The sequence below is a fragment of the Microcoleus sp. FACHB-672 genome (assembly GCF_014695725.1).
In the GTDB taxonomy this organism is placed as follows: Bacteria; Cyanobacteriota; Cyanobacteriia; order Cyanobacteriales; family Oscillatoriaceae; genus FACHB-68.
The window spans coordinates 20,103-39,383 of the sequence record NZ_JACJOU010000028.1 but is presented as its reverse complement, the minus strand read 5'-3'; the positions used below and the strand labels follow the sequence as shown (position 1 = coordinate 39,383).

Sequence of the window (19,281 nt, the reverse complement as noted above, 5' to 3'; positions counted from 1 at the left end):
CGTTGTTTAAAGAAAAATATGACATTTCATTGGGTACTCACCGGCATATTCATCGTACTCACCGGCTCTACTGAACTAGCAGCAGAAAACTCCCCTGCATGGAGTACCACCGCACTGCCGGCACCACCGCTTCCAGGCAGTATCATCACACCCCAGTCGCTGGCGGCACCGAGTCCCGGCAACCTCGTCGCCTCTCAAAACCTACAAATCTCAGCCAGTGGTATTGGATCTGCCAAGTTGGGAATGACATTCGGAGAACTTAAACAGCAGTTAGGTGCAAATACTGAATATACAACGTTGCGTTACATGGTGGACTTTGACGCAGTAGCCGTCAGCCAAGGCGGAATCGTGCAATATTACATTGTCTACCCAGCCAGAGAGGTGCTTAAAGATTCCGATATTATCGCAATGTTAAGCACCGAAAATTCCCAATATCGAACCGATAAAAACGTTGGCCCCGGTACATCGATCAAAAAAGCTGAGGAAGTTTACGGAGACGCTACCTTAGGTTACAATCTCGCCAACGAAGGCAGAGAATATGTCAAATTTGCCAACCAACCGGCGAATATCGTTTTTCGCCTAGGTTCGGCTGGAGGTAGAGGTGAGAACCGCTTAGCAGGAATTTATCCGAATACCAGTGGCGAATATCACCAAACAAAGGAATATCGCGAAAAAGCCACCATTCGCGTAGTATCTGTTCAGTGTCCACGCGGAGACTGCTCAAAATTGTAGACATTACCGGCACCCATCGCAAAAAAACAACCCCGTATAATGGGAATTTTCAAGTGAAAGGTGAGTTGACTTTAGTGGTTGCCGGCTGCGAGATGGAGGTGCCGGCAATTTCTGAGGAAACGCTCAAAGCGGAATTAAAACCACTATTAAATCAGGGAATTTCTCGTTCTGAAGCCAGTCGGTTATTAGCGCAGCAAATGTCTCTTCCTCGACGTCAGATTTATCAGTTGGCTTTGACGATTTTGGATAATTTAAGTTGATTTTTGAACCACAGATCCCGCAGGTGGAATTGGAATGTGCTTTGGTCACCATTAGGGAGATAAGCGCAGATAAATGTTAGTAAACTATTGAGTTTAGGAAGCTTCGGGAATTCAATTAACAACTATCAGAAAAAAAACAAGGTGAACCGATTGTGGGTTCCTGGGCACCTTGATGAAAACAAAAGATCAAAAGCAAAAATTTTGAATTTTTAAGCTTAAATAATGAAATAACCGTTGTTCAAAGAAAAAGATGAAACTTCATTGGTTACTTACCGGCATATTCATCACACTCGCCGGCTGTACGAACCCGGCAGCAAACAATTCTCCCACATCTACCACTACGCCGCTGCCGCCACCACCTCCACCACCGGGCAGCATTGTCGCACCTCAGTCATCGGCAGAGTCTCCCAATGACACACCAGCCAAGGACACACCAGCCGGCGCGAATAGCCAGACAATCTCAGAATTAGGGATTGGATCTGCCACAGTGGGAATGACTTTAGGCGAACTCAAGGAGAAACTCGGTAAAACTGCCGAATTTACAGTCCAGTCGCCTTACATCGTAGATTTTGACGCGATTGCAGTTAGCGAAGCGGGCACGGTGCAATATTACATCCTCTATCCAGCACAAACGCCCCTAGAAGATTCAGATCCCATCCGATTTTTACTGACGGATAATCCCAGCTATCGAACGGACACAGGAGTTGGCCCAGGTACGCCCCTCAAACAAGCTGAGGAAGTTTACGGCGATGCGACCTTGTCTTACAGTCTCGGCAACGAAGGCAGAGAATATGTCAAATTTGAGAAAGGGCCGGGTAAAAATATCGCGTTCAGGCTGGGGGCGGTTGGCGATAACAGTTTGGCCGGGATCTATTCAACCTCGACAAACGAATTCCAAGAAACTAACGAATATCGCGAAACCGCAACAATTCGCTCAGTGCTCGTTGATTGTCGGGGTCAAGAATGCGCTAAACCTTCAAACTAACCTCACCCTTAACCTTCATTTGCCCAGAAATTAGACTGTAGGGCAACGATTGTGCCGGCAATCCCCCATGCCCCATGCCCCATCCCCCATCAAAACTCATTCGCGTGGCTGCATTCCTACGCTACCGACCTTCCGGTACTATAAAGGGTGAATCGAGGAGTAAGAGGCAGATATGAGTGCAGCCAGCAATTCAGGACAAATCAAGTTTGGAACCGACGGATGGCGCGGCCTTATTGCTAAAGACTTTACCTTTGCCAATGTGTGCAAGGTAACTCGCGCGATTGCCAGCTATTTAGAAAATGCTTACAGCAAAGACCGGCCCGTTTTGGTTAGCTACGACACCCGTTTCTTAGCCGACCAATTTGCCCACACGGCGGCTGAAGTGCTCGCAGATTTGGGTTGGACTGTCAAGGTTGTTGACCGCGATTGCCCAACGCCGGTGATTGCCTACAACGCCAAGCACCTGAACTCTGCCGGTGCGCTGATGTTCACCGCTAGTCACAACCCAGCGCCCTACTGCGGCATTAAATATATCCCCGACTATGCAGGGCCGGCCACAACCGAAATTACCGATACCATTGTGGCCAATATTGAAGGGGCATCTGATGCACCCCCTTCAGGCAAAAATTCTGACAAAATATCCACCTTCGACCCCAAACCCGATTATCTCAAGTTTCTCTACACCCTCATCGACGTTGAACGCATTCGCAGCGCCAAGCTGAATGTGAAGTATGACGCCCTCTACTCCACCTCCCGTGGCTACCTGGATACCGTTCTAGAACACTGCGGTTGCCAGACAGAATCCTTTCACACCTACCGTGATGTACTCTTTGGTGGCGGAATGCCCGAACCCAAGGGAGAACAATTAGTCGAACTGGTGGAATCTGTCAAGAAAGATAGCGCTGATTTAGGGTTGGCAACCGATGGCGACAGCGACCGTTTCGGCATTGTAGACGAACAGGGCAACGTCCTGACCCCAAACACCATCCTGCTGCTGCTAGCGCGTCACCTCGTCAAGAACAAAGGTAAAACCGGCGCAATTGTCCGCACCGTTGCCACCACCCACCTGTTAGATAACCTGGCTGCCACCTATGGTCTCCAAATCTATGAAACTGCCGTCGGTTTTAAATACGTCGGCGAAAAGATGCGGGAAACTGCGGTACTCATCGGCGGCGAAGAATCCGGCGGATTGAGCGTTATCGGCCATATTCCAGAAAAAGATGGCATTTTAGCCGATATGCTGGTTGCTGAAGTCATCGCTTATGAAGGCAAGCCCTTATCTCAGCTTGTAGCAGAAGCGATTAGGGAAGCCGGCGGCCCGCTCTACAACACGCGTCTGGATCTGCACTTAGATGATGCCCATAAGGCGGCTGTCCTTGATTCTTTCACCAAGAACCCGCCGAAGGAAGTGGCCGGTATTGGGGTTAAAGAATTAGGCCGCAAAGACGGAATTAAACTTTATTTAGAAGATGGCGGTTGGGTTCTGTTGCGTCCCTCTGGCACAGAACCTTTGATGCGCGTCTACATGGAAACCAATTCTCCTGAAAAAGAAGCCCAAGTCGCCGAATATATGCAGCGCGTGATCAACGATCTGCAACCTGTAGCCGTCTAAGGACGCAGCAACGCAGAGCAACACAGAGGTAGCAAATGCTAATCTGTGTTCATCTGCGTTTATCTGTGGTTTTATCCATGAAACCCATTGCTCCTGTCATCACTTCCTTGGTTGTGGCCATTTGGTTGGTCGCAATGGCCATCCTTTCCGTGCAAAATGCCACACCAGTCTTTTTAAAATTTCTGCGTTTCCAATCGATTCAGATGCCGGTGGGCGTTGTTTTGGCCATCAGTGCCGGCGTCGGGTTGATTGCCGGCGCAATCGCTCAACTGCTTTGGCGCAAATCCGATAACCCAGACACGTTGCCTGGATCAAAAAGCCGGCGAGGAAACGCTTATCAAGTTTCCCCAGATGATCGGCAAACCTGGTAACGAAACACTTGTTTCTTGACCTCTACAGGGAATAAACCTGACCGTCAATCAGCAGGCGCGTGATTCCTTTCGCTTGTAGGTAAGAACTTGTTTTTTGCAACATTCTGCCATCAGGAACCTTCACCACCCGCTGGCTGCGATTAGAAAACCGGCGGGCAACCCGGTGATTGTCAAAAACCGGCAGCGTTTTTTGCTGAATCTCTAAGGTGGGAATTTCCCCCAAATCGCCAAAGTCTCTCAGGGGTCGAGTAATCAGTTCTGCCGCCCGATCTACGACTAAATAGCAAGTTTTGGGAAGCGTCGCTTCCGACAAGGGCAAGACTTGAATGATGCCTGTTGGCCGCACTTTCCGCTGCGGCAGTGGCATATCATCATCATCAAGGTCATCCCCGTTGTAATCGTCTAAATCATCGTCATCCTCATCTAAATCTGAGAAGTCCTCCTGATCTAGAATCTCTTCCCCCAGCATTTCCTCAAGGACTTTCACCTCGGCTTCCGACTGTTTGTCCAGTGACTCGACAGTGGAATGATTCACCAAGTCTAAATTCTGTAACAATTCCAGTTGGATTGCATTCTGGGCGATGGCTTGAGTGTCTGCCTCTGTAGCCTCAGAGGTTCGGTGCCGGCGGCGAACTTTCGGAACTGGCAATGAAGGTGCGGCTTCTATTTCTAACTCCACCGGCTCTTCAACTTCCTCAACCTCGGCAGCATCTGGCACGTTACTGGCGCTATTTGCAGAGCGCTTGTGCTGAACGAGTTCTTTGTATTCTTCATCCGAAAAGCTGCTTTTGAGGATGCGGCTAATCGTCGAGTTACTCACCCCATAGCGATTCGCCAAGGTGACAGTGGTTTCTCCTGGCTGCCGGTATTGATCGAGAATCTCACGTTTATCAGAATCGGATAATTTTCTAGGAGTCATGCCGCTAAGCCACGCAAAAGAGCGAAACTGCTGAGAGATAAGTTGGCCACTTCTATTTTAGAGGCGCTGAGGGTCATTGGTGATTAATGCTCAAAGAGCGCTAAGGGCGGTTTTGTCAGATTGTAATGGTGGAAACCGAAATTAACCGGCACGCACCCACCCTTACCTGCTGACAAATGACTATCCGCGCTGTTTGCGTCCAGGCCGGCGAGAGCGGGTGGAGATGTCATGTTCCAAAACAGCACCAATGCCAAACAAGACGCCCATGAACACAAAAAATACTTCTAGAAGGCTGCCGCTTTGGTACTCGCCTTGAATCCGAGTCTCGGCGTATTTAAACCACATATCCGCAATGTAGAGCGAAAAAGTAGCGGCAGCGATCATCCGCCAAGAATTAGAAAAGCGACCGCCCCAGAAGGCTAGCAGCAGGGCTGTGGCAATAATTAGCAGGAAGACATCGCCAATGATGTAAAACAAATTCACCGGATAAGCATACGGTTCGAGTTGCTTGTCGAGTGCTTGAACCCATGACGGTGCGGCAGTTGCTTCCTCCGCTTCCTCCGCTTCCTCCGCTTCTTCCGCTTCCTCGGTAACAGCCGGCTTCGCGGGTGCCTTGGCAACAGGTTTAGAACCCGGCTTGATCGCCGGCGCTTTGGGAGCCTTTGCTGTCGGGGCAACCGATGTGGCCACTTGCTCAGTTGCCGCCGGGTTTATTACCCCTGCCGGTGTGATTTTGTTGGTGGGGGTAGCCACCCATACCGCTAAAGCAATCCCACCCGCCGCAATTGCCGCCAGCACCGCCCACTGCCAAATTTCCAAATTCAGCCGTCTGGAGATCACAGCTAAAATCATCCCCCACGCCAGTAAAAAGTATGCGGCAATATAAAATACATCCCCAAGGGACACATCGGGATCAAGACCCCACACCACTTCCCAGCACCCAAACAGCAAGTTCCCGATTAAGTATGACAACACGCCCAAACCAATCCCCAGCCAGACATTCCGCCCGCTGACAATTTGAGGGCTGCGCCAATTTCTCAAACACAGTAAAGCTGCTGCCAGTTGTGCGCCCAATTCAAAAACGTAAGTCCCAATTACATACCAAAACGGCAGATCTTGGCCCTTGGGGGGAACGCTAAACAGTAGAAAAAACAACAGGGATAAAACAGCCCAGACAATCCCCGCCATGACGATCGTCTGGGCTGAGAGGAAGGATTGAGAAGTCGATGATTTTTCTGATGTGCTGCTCATAGGGGTCTCAAGAGGTCTAACTAGCAATTTTGTTGCTAACAACTGGGTAGATGCGAATTGACCGGCTTATAAATATCTCAACTCCCGTCTGTCATCCAGCGTCGCATATCTCGGTGGGCTGCGGCGAAATTGTAAACCATTCTTTAACCTGTCGCCCACAACTGGCCGAGGCGCGATTGGTTCAACCAGCTGATAAACTGCTTGCGCTCACTGTCGGGCATATCTTGAAGCGCGTCAATGACTCGCTCTGTAAAGCTAGCGTTACCGAAGTACCCCTTGCCCAAGCGATGCAGTTCTTGCAAGAGGGTATTAAGGTGATGCTCCTGCCACGAGGGCATCTGGGTACTCTCTAGGGGATCTTGAGTCAGCAATTGATTGATTGCATTTGCCGAGTCGGTTTGGGGGAATTTCCACTGCCGAAACACATCCGTGATGTCTTTCTGGAATGAGCTGGCTTGTCTTGGACCCAGCAAGTCTTCTACGTCAAAGTAAATTGCCTGCAATAGTAATAGGCTCGCTTGAATAAAAAATGGAGCGACCGCGACACTGCTGCCGCCACCACCACCTTCTTCATTCAGCTGATCGATGCGGATTTTGCCCCAGACACTGTATCGATCTGGCTCTTCGAGCAGCACACACGCTTTCCCACGGTTATCTGTCAGATCCCGCCAGAAAGCTTTGGCTTCTTCCTCCTGCTTGGCGCTGAACACGCTGATTAAGCGAAAGGTCTGCCCCTGATAATTGAGAATGGGAACCTGCTGGCCCGTTTTGGGGTGCTGAATACTAGAGATATCAACATCCTGCCGTTTCAGAATAAACATGACAATGCCAATTAAGTCCTGTCAGAGCCGGGGGTGCTGTGAGAGTACACGATCATCACTCAGCGACGGTCTCGATTTGCAGAATGCCTGATTAGGGAGTTAGCCGAGTCGCCTTCGCGTTGATTAACACCCTATCTTAATGCATGCTTTATTATCTGGTTTTTAGTGTACATTTATCCTAAAGCGAGTTGCACCTCATAGTCCAAGGGTCAAGTCTGTCTTGTTAGCTTGCTTCTAGCCGGCTAGCCCAGATACAATTTTGATACCCTAAGCTCATAGCTTAAACAGAGCTAATTGCCTTATCATACTAGATGGTCTGAGGCTCTTATCACTCCGTCCCTTGCTTGGTGGTATTCGGCTATGCCGGCACACCCGTACAACTTTCCTCCAGTAGCTCAGCCGGATAGAGCATCGGTTTTCTAAACCGAGAGTCGTAGGTTCAAGTCCTACCTGGGGGGCTTCAACAATTTTTAAATCTGAAAACGCGCTAAAGTTTTGTCCTTCCTGCCGGCTGCACAACTCGCGGCTGAGCGCTATCAACCGGCCAAATCCCCACACTTACAATAATTTAAGGGTTCTGATGGTTTATAACCGCCAGAACCCTTATCCATTCTTTTATTTAAAAGCCCGTGATGAGGATTGAACTCATGACCTCACCCTTACCAAGGGTGTGCTCTACCACTGAGCTACACGGGCAAGGAGGATTTTGGATTTTTGATGAGTCATCTCAAATCTAAAATCTAAAATTTTCGTGGTGGGCCGGGCTGGATTTGAACCAGCGTAGGCGTAGCCAGCGGATTTACAGTCCGCCCCCATTAACCGCTCGGGCACCGACCCTCTCTACCCACGGAAACTAATCCTAGCACAACAATTCAGAAATACCAAGCTTTTTTTTGAAATTTGATTCGAGCCGCTGAAATCCAGGCTGTGGCAGCCTTGCGGTTCGCTTATCGCTAGCCAGGAAAGGATATCTACACTTACCCCCGGCCAAATCGAGAGGGAGTGCCGGCAGTCCCAGCCTTTCTGACTAGACGTGCCCAAACCGGAAAATCACTTTCATCGTAAATTTCGCCCACGAGTTCTTCGAGAATATCCTCAAGGGTCAGCAACCCCACAGTGCCCCCGTATTCATCCACCACAATCGCAATGTGCAGGCGCTGTTGCAACATCTCCTTAAGCAAATCAGCCACGCGCTTCGTTTCAGGGACATAAACCGGCGGGTCCATTGTTTCTGTCACACGTCCGTTGCCAGCGCCTTCTTTGTGCAAAGCGGTGAGATGCTGCAGCGCCCGCTTGAGGTGAACAATGCCCACAATTTGATCCTTTGACTCCTCTTGCACTGGAATGCGAGAAAAGCCGGTTTCTAAGCATAAATCCACGACATCTTGTAGCGTCGCCTCGTGGGAAATGGTTCGCATCTCAATCCGAGGTTTGACAAGCTCACGCGCACTGAGCCGGTCGAGCATTAACGCTTTATTCAACAACTGGTGTTGGTGCAAATCTAGCTGGCCCTGGCCGCCTAAAATCTCAATCATCAGCTGCAAGTCTTGCAAGGACTCTCTTTGCGGCACCGCTCCCCCTTGAAACAAACGGATGACGACCTGAACAATGCTTTCAAACAGATAAATCAGCGGGCTAAGAATAATCGAAAGCCAGTAAATGGGGCGAACGACGATCCTAAAGATCGGCATCACATTATTGATAGCCAGGGATTTTGGCGTAACTTCCCCAAAGATCAGCACGAGAAACGTCACAACCGCAGTGGCAATTCCCAAGCCGGCATTGCCTAGCCACAGAGCAAATAGATTGCTGGTGAGAACTGCAGAAAAATTATTGACGAGATTATTGCCCACCAAAAGCGTGGTGATAAACCGGCCCCGCTTTTCTAGCACCAGCCGAAACAGCCGCTTAGGATCTCCTTCCTCTTGAATCAGCGCCCTGAGTTTGAGGTTGTCAAGGGCTGTAATAGCCGTTTCAGAACCTGAGAAAAGGGCCGAAAGCACCAGCATCAATACCAGTATGCCAATGTCGAGCCAAACACTTCCCAAGACCGGGCCAATCTCAGCAACGGCTACAATGTATGACTGAATCGGTTGAGAAATCACCAAACCTCCGGGTAGCGCGGCTGCTGCCTGCGTCTGCTTCGCACAGGTTGTGAAAGCATATCCTTTGGCTTTAATTCAGATAGGTTGAGTGTTATGAACAAAGCTTAATAGGGGAAAAGATTGTCTGAATGCCACGACGGCTAGTTCCAATCCTATTTGAATCCCTCATAGAGATTCAAAATACTGGGAGTGGCATATTTTAACAATGTTTAGCTCATAATTGTAGCACTGTTTGCGCCGGCAGGCGATAAATTATCGTCACAACAAAATGAGCCGGGGGCATTTCTGGCTGTCGTTAGCTGGATACAGGGAGGAAGTCACCTGGATCTGTTAACTTAGTTAAAGACTACTGAATTCATTGGTTTAAACAGCTAAATAGCTGGCAAGTCGGCAGCAATTGTTTCCCATTAATTCGGTATCTAGCGCAGCGGCTCATCCCTTCAGTGTTGGGCTGACAATTCCTGAGTTCGGTTGAACCCTCACCCCTAGCCACATATCGGTAATATGAACATTCTTGGCAATCTTCTTTCCCCATCCTCCCAACCTCCCCGTGTGAAAAAGCAGCGCCGTGGCGTTGAGATTAAGTCGCAGCGCGAAATTGAAATTATGCGGCAGGCGGCGAGGATTGTGGCAACCGTACTCAAAGAAATTTCTGAGATGGTTGAGCCTGGAATGACGACGGCTGATTTGGATGCTCACGCAGAAAAGCGGATTCGTGAAATGGGCGCGACTCCTAGTTTTAAAGGCTATCACGGATTTCCCGCCTCGATTTGCTCAAGTATTAATAATGAAGTAGTACATGGAATTCCTAGCCGGAAAAAGGTGATTCGTGCCGGCGATGTGTTGAAAGTAGACACCGGCGCTTATTACGAAGGCTTTCATGGAGATTCCTGCATTACGATCGGCGTAGTTGAAGTAACACCAGATGCGGCTAAGTTAATTCGGGTGGCTGAGGAAGCGCTTTATAAAGGCATTGAACAAGTGAAAGCCGGCAACTACTTGCTTGACATTGCTGGTGCCATTGAAGACCATGTGAAGGCAAATAGCTTTTGTGTTGTGGAAGATTTCACCGGGCATGGTGTGGGACGAAATCTACATGAAGAACCCTCGGTGTTCAATTTCCGTACTCGCGAGATGCCAAATGTTAAGCTTCGCGCCGGCATGACATTAGCCATTGAACCCATTTTAAATGCCGGTTCTCGATTCACTAAAATTTTAAGTGATAAATGGACGGCAGTCACTGTAGATAATGCTCTATCCGCTCAATTCGAGCATACGGTACTGGTGACTGAGGACGGTTATGAGATTTTGACAGATCGAACGAAAGTTTAATCAGTCGCGCTTTACCTGCGTTTCGTCAGATAAAATAAGCATTAGAGACGTTGCCGGCAACGTCTTTTATTGTTTTTGAGTAAGCAGTTTTTAGGATGAAAAAGTTAGAAAAAATTAAGCATTCCTGATTGCTGATTGATTGGCTTCAATTGCATGATTTCCAATTCTCCAAATCAGTCTTAACGGGACTTAAACGAAAAGTGAGAGTAAATTCCGGTCTAATCTAGACATAGAAGAGATTTTACGTTCGAGATTGACTCATGAAAGAGACAACTCCCGCCGCCATGCCACCTTGCTTTGAAAAATGGTGCCAAGGTCTAATGATGTCTGGAGGCATCAAGCTCAAAAAAGAGAGTTTAGGAACTATAAAGAATGGTTAGGGCTGTCTGAATATCAAGTCAGAGATTCTAGAAGCCTAATGGGAAATTTCATTCTAGTGTTTTGTGCCTATACATTTATTTTTTGGCACACCAAAATGGGAGGATTAAGAAGGCGTTGGGCTAATAAACCTTTAAACACCTTGCTGAGGCATTACAAGCGTTTCGCACAGCCATGTCTTATCGTTTTGTGGAGTGGCTCTATCAAAATAAGGACGTATTCTTCGCTTTTAAAAAGGTTTTAGGGTTCATTTGGGCTTGATTTCTGTTTAAGTCCCGTTATCTTCTTGCAGAAACTGATGCCATAAACATGGAATAACTGGTGTCCGAAAGTGGCGACTTGCAATAGCTGCCAGAGAAAAGCAACGGTAAGCTATACAGGATATTTGCTCATAAACTTTCTGCCTGTCTTCACGCAATCTAAGAATTCTCTGTTTCACATCATTAATTGACTGATTCAAAGAAAGAGCAATACTTACTCCACTCTCGTACCCTGCATTAGTGCTATAGAAAAATTTATCAGTATTTTCATCTGGAAACCACAACATGAAATTGGTGTGTGAAAATGTCTTGTTGACATGATTTTGAAATTCCTGATACTCATCTGGCAAATTCAGGATAACGTACCAGTCAGCAAGCATAGGTATGATTGTTGAAGCTCTGGTTAATTGATCCTTTGGTGGAGCTTCCCCAACCGTCATGGCAATCAGATCATCGTAGGAATTTGTATGGATGGGAAAACAACGACCGAGTTTGTAAGCGCGAACAATACTAATGCTAAGCTTGTCAAGCCAAAACTTAGCACTATCTAGATATTCTCCCAATATTAGTAAAATTAAGCCGAGAGTAATGTCATTACAATGACTATCATATCGAGGTGTGAAAGCAGAAGGATTATTTGCTATCAAGGCATCAAGCATTTGAGCAATAGCTTTAATCTCCGTTGCGTAGCTTTCTCTTATCTGCTTATCCTGAGAAACTACAGCTAAATTCCAAAGTGCAATACCCAGAGTTCCTAAAATACCTATAACTTCAAACGTGCGGAGAGGATATTCTATTTCTTCTGCTTCAGCATAACCGAATAAGCCATTTTCGACAAAGCAGTAAGGTTGAAGTTTCTTTGCAAATGCCTTCAAAATATTCAAATATGTAGCGAAAAGCTGATGGTACTTCTTCAAAACTGTAGACTTGTTGAAGAGATTATTTTTGCTTAACCATTCCCAGGTGCGGAGGATAGTTCTTTCGGCACAAAGTAAAGCAGGTCTTAAGTTATCCGCTTCCGAACACCAATGGAAAACTATGTTAAGACTTAAGTTGAGAGCAGCTAAAGCTTTACTACGTTCTTTATTCACTTTAGCTGCATTTTCATTTGAAATATCTCTTCCCCAAAGAGTATCTTCTATCAGTGCATAAAAATATTGGGGTGCTTCTTCATTTTGATCTGCTAGTGCAATTGTTTTCCGAAGATACTTGCGGGATTGTTCTGTAAAAAGATATTCATCGAAAAGATATGTTTCAATTAGAAGTGCGAGCTTGTCCGCACCCCAAAAATCAAACTCTATTTCTCCAAATTTTGTATGGTTTGCTTTGTAGCCTTGCCAGTTTGGCTCAACATCCTGCTTGATATCGCCATTACAACAAACAATGATTTTCTTTGGTAAATTCCTATGTTCTTCATCAATACACCGATTCAAATAAACCTCCAGAATTTCATTCAGAGAAGGACGTAGAGCTTGTTTCCCATCATCCCAATTTTGACGAGATAAATCACCTTTCTTAACTGTGAGTAAAAACAGCTTGTCAATTTCATTATCTGGATCTAATCCTCTAGCAGCAATATCAACCCCATATTGTCTTACGCCAACCTGAGCTTTACTCAATGGCTCAATTCCCATTGCGAGTAGGAGATCTGGGAGAAGAACATCTAGTTCTCCTGACTCCTTCAACATACTTAGATACTCTCTAATGACTAGTTTCATTTTGTTGATCTGTTTCCTTGTCTGTTGTTGATAGCCCAGCATATTGCCACTGCCTACGCAGATAAGCTTGCCCAACAGGGTCAATCAATTCGCCTTGTGGTATTTCGGTGGATGCTGAAATTGGAACAAAAGGTGTAGGATCTGTAAACTGTCCGTCTCGTTCCATCGCTGTAGCCTTACCATACAGGAATAAAACCGAGGGGATGATTTTCAATATTGACTGCTCTTCCACCTGTTCTATAATTCCCTTCTGCTGCTTCCATTTTGCCAATCTGTATAGATAGGTTCTTTGGCTAGAAGGTTGAAACTCTCTAAGGCGTGATAGTTTAGTGCGATTCTCCAAATAACTTTGAGACTGGGATAAGGCTTCCTGAATGACTTTTGTCTCAATTTCGGTTACGTCGTCTGCTTTGGCTCTGTCCTTAAGGTACTCTCCAGCTTCACCAGGATAGTTGAAGAGGACGTAACTAGTAAGTAAGTTTGTTACCAGATCGATAATTAGTTGAGAGGCAGGCTCTCGCTGTAGAGCTGATAAAAGGAGGGCACATAGAGAAAAAGCATCTATGACATAGCCCACGATTCGACATAAGGCGAAGCTTGTGGTTTCCTCGTCGAGCGTATCTAGCACCTCCTTACTTAACACAAGTGTCGGATTTTTAGCTCTCTCAAGTCTGTCACCTACTTTAACAGGAATAGAAGTGAAATAATTATTAAGCTCAAAGGCGATAAAATGTAGATACTGTTCTCTTGAAGCGACCCATCGAGTAAATGAAAATATCAAAGTTTTGCGCTGTAAATTCCTCAATCCATAAAAGATTTGATTTAGTCCTTCGACTAATCGCTCATTGCCCTCATGATGCTCGAAATACCAGTGGGCTGCTATTGCTTCAACTAGCTGTAACGCAAAGTCTGGTTGAGCCTTTATATATTGCTCTATGCAGTGATCGAGCGTCCTGAGTTCTTCTAAAGAGAAGCTCTGTGCTTCAATCAGCCTCATTAGAGCTTGTTGATACCATTCCTGAGTATATGCCTGTCTAGCTAATTGAAAGAGAGAAGATAATGCGGTCTTCCAAATAACGGGATTAGAATCTACTACAAGTTCAGCAAATATACTCTGTACTTCATCTGTATGTTTTACCAAATATTCATAAGACATAACCAACATCGCGTCAGTTTCAGGATTGGAAGCCGACCGTAATATCTGAAATCTATTTAATGTTGAGCGTAAGAGCGTTTTTGACTCATCGTTTTCATAGTTAAAGTTACCCAAAGCTCGAATTCCCACTCTACGAAGAATAAGTTCTACTCGGTCGGAAAGAGCTAACGCTCGTTTATGCGCTTCTGGAAGATCTGTTATTGCTATTGCTTTTAAGGTGTTGAAAATCAGCCCAGCAGCAGGCATACTGGCGCGAGACATCAGTGAGTTGTAGAGGGTATCGGCAATATCCCTTCCTCTTGCAGAAATTTCTTCAATAGCTGCGTATATTGCAAAATTTCCTTCATCAAAATCGACACCCATAGCATCAAGTACGGAGATGATTGCTTCAGCTTCAACGTCAAGCTGAGGAAGAATTTCCCAGAAACAGTTGTATAATCCTTGAAAGGAATATCTTGATTTTTCGGAGTTTCGCAGTACTGATGCTTCAACTACGCATTCAGCTAAGTCTTTGCCGTATTCTTGAGCAAGCATAAGCAAAACTTCATTCTCTAGATTGTTCACACTACTGACTCGTAGACTTAACCTTTCAGTCTTTTTGTGAATGTCTACTAATTCCTCTACGTTAGACCAAGCTCTCTCCATAAGGCTTGCAGCATGATGAACCAAGTAATCTTTGAGGATTTCTGGATTTGGGAAAAATAGCTTCTCTTCCTCCTGTGATAGAAATCCAAGTCCAATAGCTTCTTCTACTCCTATTCCATCACCTTGATCTAACTGAATACTGTTTGAAGCTTCTTCATAAATTTTTGCAGCTACCCGTTGCAGAGCAGCGTGTGCAGTGGGGTTGTCTTGTTGAATTTTCTGTGAGTAAGAGTTCATACGGTTTACAGTAGTATTCAAGCCACTAATTGAGTTTCTTTTTTACAGCGTGCAATTGCTGGTGGCGCTCACACTGGACAGGATGAAGGGATGCGAGCGCTTATTCACCGTCATATCCCTCCTAACTTCTCCAGCAACGCTTGCAAAACCTCAATTTGTTGCTGTAACCGCCAACCTCAACGGCAAAGCGATTCCCTACGGGACAGCTTCCCTTCACGCTGGCTACTTGAATGCCATGCGTCACGGCAGCACCGATATAATTCCAGCTTAGTTCACCTAGGACGTGTCATCAATTAGATAAGCTAGAGCAAGAGTGAGAAGAAAAGGCTGAGCAATGACACGACGGTATGTCCTGCGCGATGACCATTGGGAGCGGCTCAAAGACTTGTTAGCTGGACGAGAAAGAACGGTGGGTGCGACGGCCAAAGACAATCGATTGTTTGTCGAAGTGTGCTGTATCGCTATCGGGCAGGCATTCCTTGGCGTGACTTGCCGACGCGATTTGGCGATTTCCAGGTAGTGCAATCTTATCGTTTTGTGGAGTGGCTCCATCAAAATAAGGACGTACTCTTCGCTACCGGCAGCATCGGCGAATCGGGTGGTACGGGGGCAGATAAGCTATTCGGATAGGTCTGCTGCCTATGGGGATGAGCCAGTGTTAAGCTAATTTGTAATTAATAATACAAAAAAAACTTGGTTGCAGCGGGTTTAGTTTTATCGATAAATTAAGGCAGCGACTGAAGTTATTAAGACGAACAAGAAACAAAAAATCGCTTAATTGACGGTTACAAACAGGTTTTGAAAAGTTTAAAAGTATTAATAAAAATATTTGTCGTAAGGCCGACTTGAGAAATTATTGAAGAGACTGTTAAAAATATAAGCAAATCGCTGAGAAGCAAGTATCCAAAGATACAGTGGAAAATTAGAGCTGAAATGCGAGAGAAGTTAATCCATGAGTATTGGAAAACTGAGAACTTTCTCACTCCCAGAAAAAAGAAAATTTACCTAAATTTTTTAGTCGCTGGCGCAATCGTGTAGTTAAACAACCGGCTTGCCTCGATTGAACCGGCATCCTAGGGTGAAAAAATTACTCAAGCAAGGTAGGATTTCAGTATTCACACCCATAGCTCCTATTAGAAAGTTACAAATATAAAGAATTAATTATGAATCAGGAAGAATTAGCGTTTACACCGGCACTCGAACAAGCCCAGCTAATCCGCAGCAAACAAGTATCGCCGGTGGAATTAGTCGAACTTTATCTCAAACGCATAGAACGGCTTGACAGCCAACTAGGTAGCTACTTCACAGTTACCGCAGACCTCGCCCTTACTGATGCCAAAATTAAAACAGAATATCTTGCCAAATTCGGAGACTCTTCAGAACTGCCGGCCTTCTTTGGCGTACCCATTTCCGTTAAAGACCTCAACCCAGTTGCCGACGTCCCTTGTAGTTACGGCACAGCAGCACTGCGGAGTCAGGTAGCGGCCCATGATGACAACGTCGTAACAAAGATTAAGCAGGCCGGCTTTACGATTCTGGGCAAAACCGCTACAGCCCAGTTAGGAACAATGCCTTATACAGAACCCCAAGGCTTTTCCCCAGCCCGTAATCCTTGGAACCTCGATTACACCCCAGGCGGTTCTAGCGGGGGTGCCGCAGCAGCTGTGGCAGCCGGTTTGTCCCCCATCGCCCAAGGTTCTGATGGCGGAGGTTCTATTCGTGGCCCTGCCCATTGCTGCGGAATCGTCGGGCTGAAACCCTCACGAGGACGGATATCCAGTGCGCCGGTAGGCGATTATCAAAGCGGGATTGCCACGAGTGGCCCTTTAACCCGCACGGTTGCTGATGCTGCCGCCTTCCTTGATGTTGTTTCAGGCTACGTCACTGGCGATCCCTACTGGTTGTCAAAGCCAGAAACCTCGTTTTTAGCAGCCACCCAAGACCGGCTGGATTCGTTACGAATCGCTTTTTCTACGACGCTTGCACCTGTGGGTGACACTGCGCCCATCTGTGGTCAAGCTGTGTTAGATACCGTCCAATTACTTGAAGAAATGGGTCACAGTGTCAGCGAGGGATGCCCGGATTTCGCCGGCTTAATTGAACCGTTTACAGTGGTTTGGCAAGCCGGTGTGGGTGCCTCTGGGGTTCCCCCGGAATTGTTAGAACCGATGAATCGCTGGCTGCTAGAACATACCTGTACAGCCGGCCAGTATTTGCGGGCTGTGGCGCAAATGCAAATGATTGCCCGGCGAATTGTCGGATTTTTTGAGAACTTTGACGTATTGGTGCTGCCGGTTTATATGTCTCCTACCATCCGCGTCGGCGAATGGGCCAATCTGACGCCAGAAGAAACCATGCACAAGGTGATTCAATGGGTTGCCCCCTGTCCAGCTTTCAACGCGACGGGGCAACCGGCGATCGCCATCCCTGCCGGTTTCGATAGTGCAGGGATGCCGGTGGGCGTCCAACTCATCGGTAGGCCGGCAGCAGAAACCACGCTCTTGGCTTTAGCCGCTCAAATTGAAGCCGCGAAACCTTGGCGCGAACACCGGCCTGCTTTTGCCCAGCAAGCCTGAGTTTTCAGCGCCCCATGCCCCATGCCCAGTTTTGAGTTCTGAGTCCTCAGTCCCTAGCTATTCTTGTCATAATCGTGCAGCTCGACAAAAATCAACAACCCGTTTTTTCCACCTCTCCTTCTCTCCCCCTCTCCCCATATCCCACGGCAAGGCTGATTGAAGTCTTTTCCGCGATCCAAGGAGAGGGGCTAAATGTGGGCACTCGCCAACTTTTTATTCGCTTTGCGATTTGCGATCTGCGCTGCCGGTTTTGCGATAGCGCCCATACTTGGCACGCACCGGCAACCTGTCAAATTGAGCGAACAGCCGGCCTGCGTGACTTTGAAACTCATTCAAATCCGGTAGAGATGGCAACTTTGCTGGAATGGGTGAGCCGGCAAAATCAACCGGGACTTCACGACAGCATCAGCATTACCGGCGGGGAACCGCTGCTTCATGCCCCTTTCTTGGTAGAATTTTTGCCCCAAGTTCGAGCTGCAACCGGCTTACCGATTTATCTGGAAACAGGGGGACACCGTCCAGAACAGTTGGCGATGATTTTGCCCAATTTGGACTTGGTGGGCATGGACATCAAGCTGCCCAGCGTCAGTGGGGAATCTCACTGGCCCGCTCACGCAGAGTTTTTACAGTTATGTCATGCTTCACAAGTTGAAGTATTTGTCAAGATAATTATTTCCCATCAAACTGACCCAGCCGAGTTAGAAAAGACGGCTGAGTTAGTGGCAGGGGTGAATCCTGAAGTGCCGGTGTTTTTGCAGCCGGTGACGGCGCTAGGCAAAGATCAAGGCAAAAGCGTGGCTTTATTCTCGCCGCCTTCCCCAGAACAAGTGCTGGAATGGCAGGCGTTGATGAAGTGCCGGCTCAAGCACGTTCGCGTTGTGCCGCAAACACATAAAATGCTGGGGCAATTGTAATTTTATTAGAACCTTAGATGATTTGGGAGGTGTTGGAGAATGGGGCATGGGGCATGGGGCATGGGGAATGGTTAATAAATAATAGAGAATGCTCTCCCACTCTTCCACTCTCCCCCACTCCTAAGCCCTCACTCTTCCCCTCTCTACTCAGCACTCAGCACTCTTAATAAATACTCTCGGATTGTATGTTGGGTTCGCGACCAGATTTGGCTTTGGTTTTCGCTTTGTTGGCACTGCGTTTGAGAGCTTGTAACCGCGCCTCATATTTAGAACGTACCCGCTTTTTAGGGGTTTGCTCGATCAAGGCTTTTAAAGCGCTGCCTAAGCTTTTGTAGGCATTGGGGAGGGAATAACCGAAGCGAGTGGCGAGTGCAATGGCTTTTTCATCAGCATCAATTGCTTCAGTAAGTTGCTTATCGCCATTATTTTTTTCATACAGCCGGTAGCCGGCTACCCCACATAGGGCCAAAGCTAACACCAGCAGCAACCCATCCTGAACCCAGAGTTCGCCCACAGCACCCCCCATGCCAATAGCGAGCGCTGCCATTTCCCATCCCTCTTTGGGAATCGTGTCATTTTGAATTCTGGCCACTTCATGCCAAAACAACAAATTTCGCTGATCGAGGGCCAGTTGCTCCCAGCGAATTAGGTCAATCTGAATCTCCACCTGATCTTTGCCAATTTCTTCGGATCGCAGCAGAGGGGGATTGATCTCAGTGGTTTTCTCTACCATGACCCAACTTTGCAATTCCGGCGGCAGTAAGCCTTTCAAGCGCCGGAGTTCATTCATTTCGGCTTTAGCCGTGGAGGTTGCATAAGATGTCATAGAATCCAGCCCTAGGAGGTTTCAAATAGAAAACAAGCCTTGTCCTTTGAAGTATTGTAAAACTTCACCGAATATTATTGCCGGCAAAGGCGAGAGCTTGCCGCCCGTTATTGTACAGATAAGTATCCGGCACTCGTTTTACCTCTGCCGGGGATGTGCGCCTTTCCTTAATAAAAATTTTAC

The 19,281-nt window shown here is 47.1% G+C and carries 17 protein-coding genes, 3 tRNA genes and 2 pseudogenes; 13 read left to right on the top strand and 9 right to left on the bottom strand.

The window, feature by feature from the left end; genetic code table 11:
- Positions 1–18: 18 nt before the first annotated feature.
- The 5 genes from H6F56_RS21680 (at position 19) to H6F56_RS21660 (ending at position 3,960) form a co-directional block, all read left to right on the top strand.
- Positions 19–732 carry a hypothetical protein gene (locus tag H6F56_RS21680; protein ID WP_190672618.1) on the top strand — a complete coding sequence of 238 codons (714 nt, stop codon included), beginning with the start codon at positions 19–21 and terminating at the stop codon, positions 730–732.
- Entirely contained in the window at positions 702–992 is a 291-nt protein-coding gene (locus H6F56_RS21675) for a hypothetical protein (protein ID WP_190672615.1), read from the top strand. Before H6F56_RS21680 ends, H6F56_RS21675 begins: the two co-directional genes overlap by 31 nt.
- Positions 993–1,242: 250 nt before the next feature.
- Positions 1,243–1,977: a hypothetical protein gene (locus H6F56_RS21670; protein WP_242032118.1), complete on the top strand. Its 735-nt coding sequence runs from the start codon at positions 1,243–1,245 to the stop codon at positions 1,975–1,977.
- 172 nt (positions 1,978–2,149) lie between these two features.
- Entirely contained in the window at positions 2,150–3,589 is a 1,440-nt protein-coding gene (locus tag H6F56_RS21665) for a phosphoglucomutase/phosphomannomutase family protein (RefSeq protein WP_190672612.1), read from the top strand.
- Positions 3,590–3,624: 35 nt separating this feature from the next.
- The gene (locus tag H6F56_RS21660; protein WP_242032117.1) at positions 3,625–3,960 is read left to right on the top strand and encodes a LapA family protein; all 336 of its coding nucleotides are present in this window, start codon (positions 3,625–3,627) and stop codon (positions 3,958–3,960) included.
- Between the two features lie 22 nt (positions 3,961–3,982).
- Here H6F56_RS21660 and H6F56_RS21655 read toward each other — a convergent pair whose 3' ends face one another.
- The 3 genes from H6F56_RS21655 to H6F56_RS21645 all read right to left on the bottom strand — a co-directional run bounded on the left by H6F56_RS21655 (position 3,983) and on the right by H6F56_RS21645 (position 6,951).
- On the bottom strand, positions 3,983–4,879 hold the full coding sequence (locus H6F56_RS21655) for a transposase (protein ID WP_190672609.1): 897 nt from the start codon (positions 4,877–4,879) through the stop codon (positions 3,983–3,985).
- Positions 4,880–5,059: 180 nt separating this feature from the next.
- Positions 5,060–6,130, bottom strand: coding sequence for a hypothetical protein (locus H6F56_RS21650; protein ID WP_190672606.1), 1,071 nt, complete (start codon positions 6,128–6,130; stop codon positions 5,060–5,062).
- Positions 6,131–6,273: 143 nt separating this feature from the next.
- Positions 6,274–6,951 carry an Npun_F0813 family protein gene (locus H6F56_RS21645; RefSeq protein ID WP_190672603.1) on the bottom strand — a complete coding sequence of 226 codons (678 nt, stop codon included), beginning with the start codon at positions 6,949–6,951 and terminating at the stop codon, positions 6,274–6,276.
- Between the two features lie 384 nt (positions 6,952–7,335).
- On the opposite strand from H6F56_RS21645, the gene H6F56_RS21640 reads away from it, so the two are divergent.
- A tRNA-Arg gene (locus tag H6F56_RS21640) sits at positions 7,336–7,409 on the top strand.
- Between the two features lie 166 nt (positions 7,410–7,575).
- On the opposite strand, the gene H6F56_RS21635 is transcribed toward H6F56_RS21640, so the two are convergent.
- The 3 genes from H6F56_RS21635 to H6F56_RS21625 all read right to left on the bottom strand — a co-directional run bounded on the left by H6F56_RS21635 (position 7,576) and on the right by H6F56_RS21625 (position 9,056).
- A tRNA-Thr gene (locus tag H6F56_RS21635) sits at positions 7,576–7,647 on the bottom strand.
- Between the two features lie 56 nt (positions 7,648–7,703).
- A tRNA-Tyr gene (locus H6F56_RS21630) sits at positions 7,704–7,788 on the bottom strand.
- A gap of 140 nt (positions 7,789–7,928) precedes the next feature.
- Positions 7,929–9,056 (bottom strand): hemolysin family protein, encoded by a 1,128-nt coding sequence (locus tag H6F56_RS21625; RefSeq protein WP_323799341.1) that lies wholly within the window; start codon positions 9,054–9,056, stop codon positions 7,929–7,931.
- 504 nt (positions 9,057–9,560) lie between these two features.
- On the opposite strand from H6F56_RS21625, the gene map reads away from it, so the two are divergent.
- Both map and H6F56_RS21615 read left to right on the top strand, forming a co-directional pair.
- Positions 9,561–10,388, top strand: a complete 828-nt coding sequence (gene map, locus H6F56_RS21620; protein ID WP_190672601.1) for a type I methionyl aminopeptidase — start codon at positions 9,561–9,563, stop codon at positions 10,386–10,388.
- Positions 10,389–10,743: 355 nt separating this feature from the next.
- A pseudogene (locus H6F56_RS21615) lies at positions 10,744–11,027 on the top strand (IS701 family transposase); the annotation flags it as partial.
- Between the two features lie 7 nt (positions 11,028–11,034).
- Here H6F56_RS21615 and H6F56_RS21610 read toward each other — a convergent pair.
- Positions 11,035–12,744: a hypothetical protein gene (locus tag H6F56_RS21610; protein ID WP_190672598.1), complete on the bottom strand. Its 1,710-nt coding sequence runs from the start codon at positions 12,742–12,744 to the stop codon at positions 11,035–11,037.
- The gene (locus tag H6F56_RS21605; RefSeq protein ID WP_190672595.1) at positions 12,728–14,782 is read right to left on the bottom strand and encodes a hypothetical protein; all 2,055 of its coding nucleotides are present in this window, start codon (positions 14,780–14,782) and stop codon (positions 12,728–12,730) included. The genes H6F56_RS21610 and H6F56_RS21605 overlap by 17 nt, the downstream gene beginning before the upstream one ends.
- 82 nt (positions 14,783–14,864) lie before the next feature.
- On the opposite strand from H6F56_RS21605, the gene H6F56_RS21600 reads away from it, so the two are divergent.
- The 5 genes and pseudogenes from H6F56_RS21600 (at position 14,865) to H6F56_RS21585 (ending at position 18,272) form a co-directional block, all read left to right on the top strand.
- Positions 14,865–15,053, top strand: coding sequence for a hypothetical protein (locus H6F56_RS21600; protein WP_190672592.1), 189 nt, complete (start codon positions 14,865–14,867; stop codon positions 15,051–15,053).
- Between the two features lie 63 nt (positions 15,054–15,116).
- A pseudogene (locus H6F56_RS21595) lies at positions 15,117–15,328 on the top strand (transposase); the annotation flags it as partial.
- Between the two features lie 306 nt (positions 15,329–15,634).
- A complete protein-coding gene (locus H6F56_RS27395; protein WP_416361005.1) occupies positions 15,635–15,820 on the top strand; it encodes a HepT-like ribonuclease domain-containing protein in 186 nt (61 codons plus the stop codon).
- Positions 15,821–15,945: 125 nt separating this feature from the next.
- On the top strand, positions 15,946–17,358 hold the full coding sequence (locus H6F56_RS21590) for an amidase (RefSeq protein ID WP_190672589.1): 1,413 nt from the start codon (positions 15,946–15,948) through the stop codon (positions 17,356–17,358).
- Between the two features lie 74 nt (positions 17,359–17,432).
- The gene (locus H6F56_RS21585) at positions 17,433–18,272 is read left to right on the top strand and encodes a 7-carboxy-7-deazaguanine synthase QueE (RefSeq protein WP_190672586.1); all 840 of its coding nucleotides are present in this window, start codon (positions 17,433–17,435) and stop codon (positions 18,270–18,272) included.
- Between the two features lie 163 nt (positions 18,273–18,435).
- Here H6F56_RS21585 and H6F56_RS21580 read toward each other — a convergent pair whose 3' ends face one another.
- Positions 18,436–19,098, bottom strand: coding sequence for a DUF3318 domain-containing protein (locus H6F56_RS21580; protein ID WP_190672583.1), 663 nt, complete (start codon positions 19,096–19,098; stop codon positions 18,436–18,438).
- Between the last annotated feature and the right edge of the window lie 183 nt (positions 19,099–19,281).

Bases quoted from the DNA above. Each gene is read 5' to 3' on its own strand.
- H6F56_RS21680 (WP_190672618.1), top strand. From the start codon at position 19: ATGACATTTCATTGGGTACTCACCGGCATATTCATCGTACTCACCGGC.
- H6F56_RS21670 (WP_242032118.1), top strand. From the start codon at position 1,243: ATGAAACTTCATTGGTTACTTACCGGCATATTCATCACACTCGCCGGC.
- H6F56_RS21665 (WP_190672612.1), top strand. From the start codon at position 2,150: ATGAGTGCAGCCAGCAATTCAGGACAAATCAAGTTTGGAACCGACGGA.
- H6F56_RS21660 (WP_242032117.1), top strand. From the start codon at position 3,625: ATGCTAATCTGTGTTCATCTGCGTTTATCTGTGGTTTTATCCATGAAA.
- H6F56_RS21655 (WP_190672609.1), bottom strand. From the start codon at position 4,879: ATGACTCCTAGAAAATTATCCGATTCTGATAAACGTGAGATTCTCGAT.
- H6F56_RS21650 (WP_190672606.1), bottom strand. From the start codon at position 6,130: ATGAGCAGCACATCAGAAAAATCATCGACTTCTCAATCCTTCCTCTCA.
- H6F56_RS21645 (WP_190672603.1), bottom strand. From the start codon at position 6,951: ATGTTTATTCTGAAACGGCAGGATGTTGATATCTCTAGTATTCAGCAC.
- map (WP_190672601.1), top strand. From the start codon at position 9,561: ATGAACATTCTTGGCAATCTTCTTTCCCCATCCTCCCAACCTCCCCGT.
- H6F56_RS21610 (WP_190672598.1), bottom strand. From the start codon at position 12,744: ATGAAACTAGTCATTAGAGAGTATCTAAGTATGTTGAAGGAGTCAGGA.
- H6F56_RS21605 (WP_190672595.1), bottom strand. From the start codon at position 14,782: ATGAACTCTTACTCACAGAAAATTCAACAAGACAACCCCACTGCACAC.
- H6F56_RS21600 (WP_190672592.1), top strand. From the start codon at position 14,865: ATGAAGGGATGCGAGCGCTTATTCACCGTCATATCCCTCCTAACTTCT.
- H6F56_RS21590 (WP_190672589.1), top strand. From the start codon at position 15,946: ATGAATCAGGAAGAATTAGCGTTTACACCGGCACTCGAACAAGCCCAG.
- H6F56_RS21580 (WP_190672583.1), bottom strand. From the start codon at position 19,098: ATGACATCTTATGCAACCTCCACGGCTAAAGCCGAAATGAATGAACTC.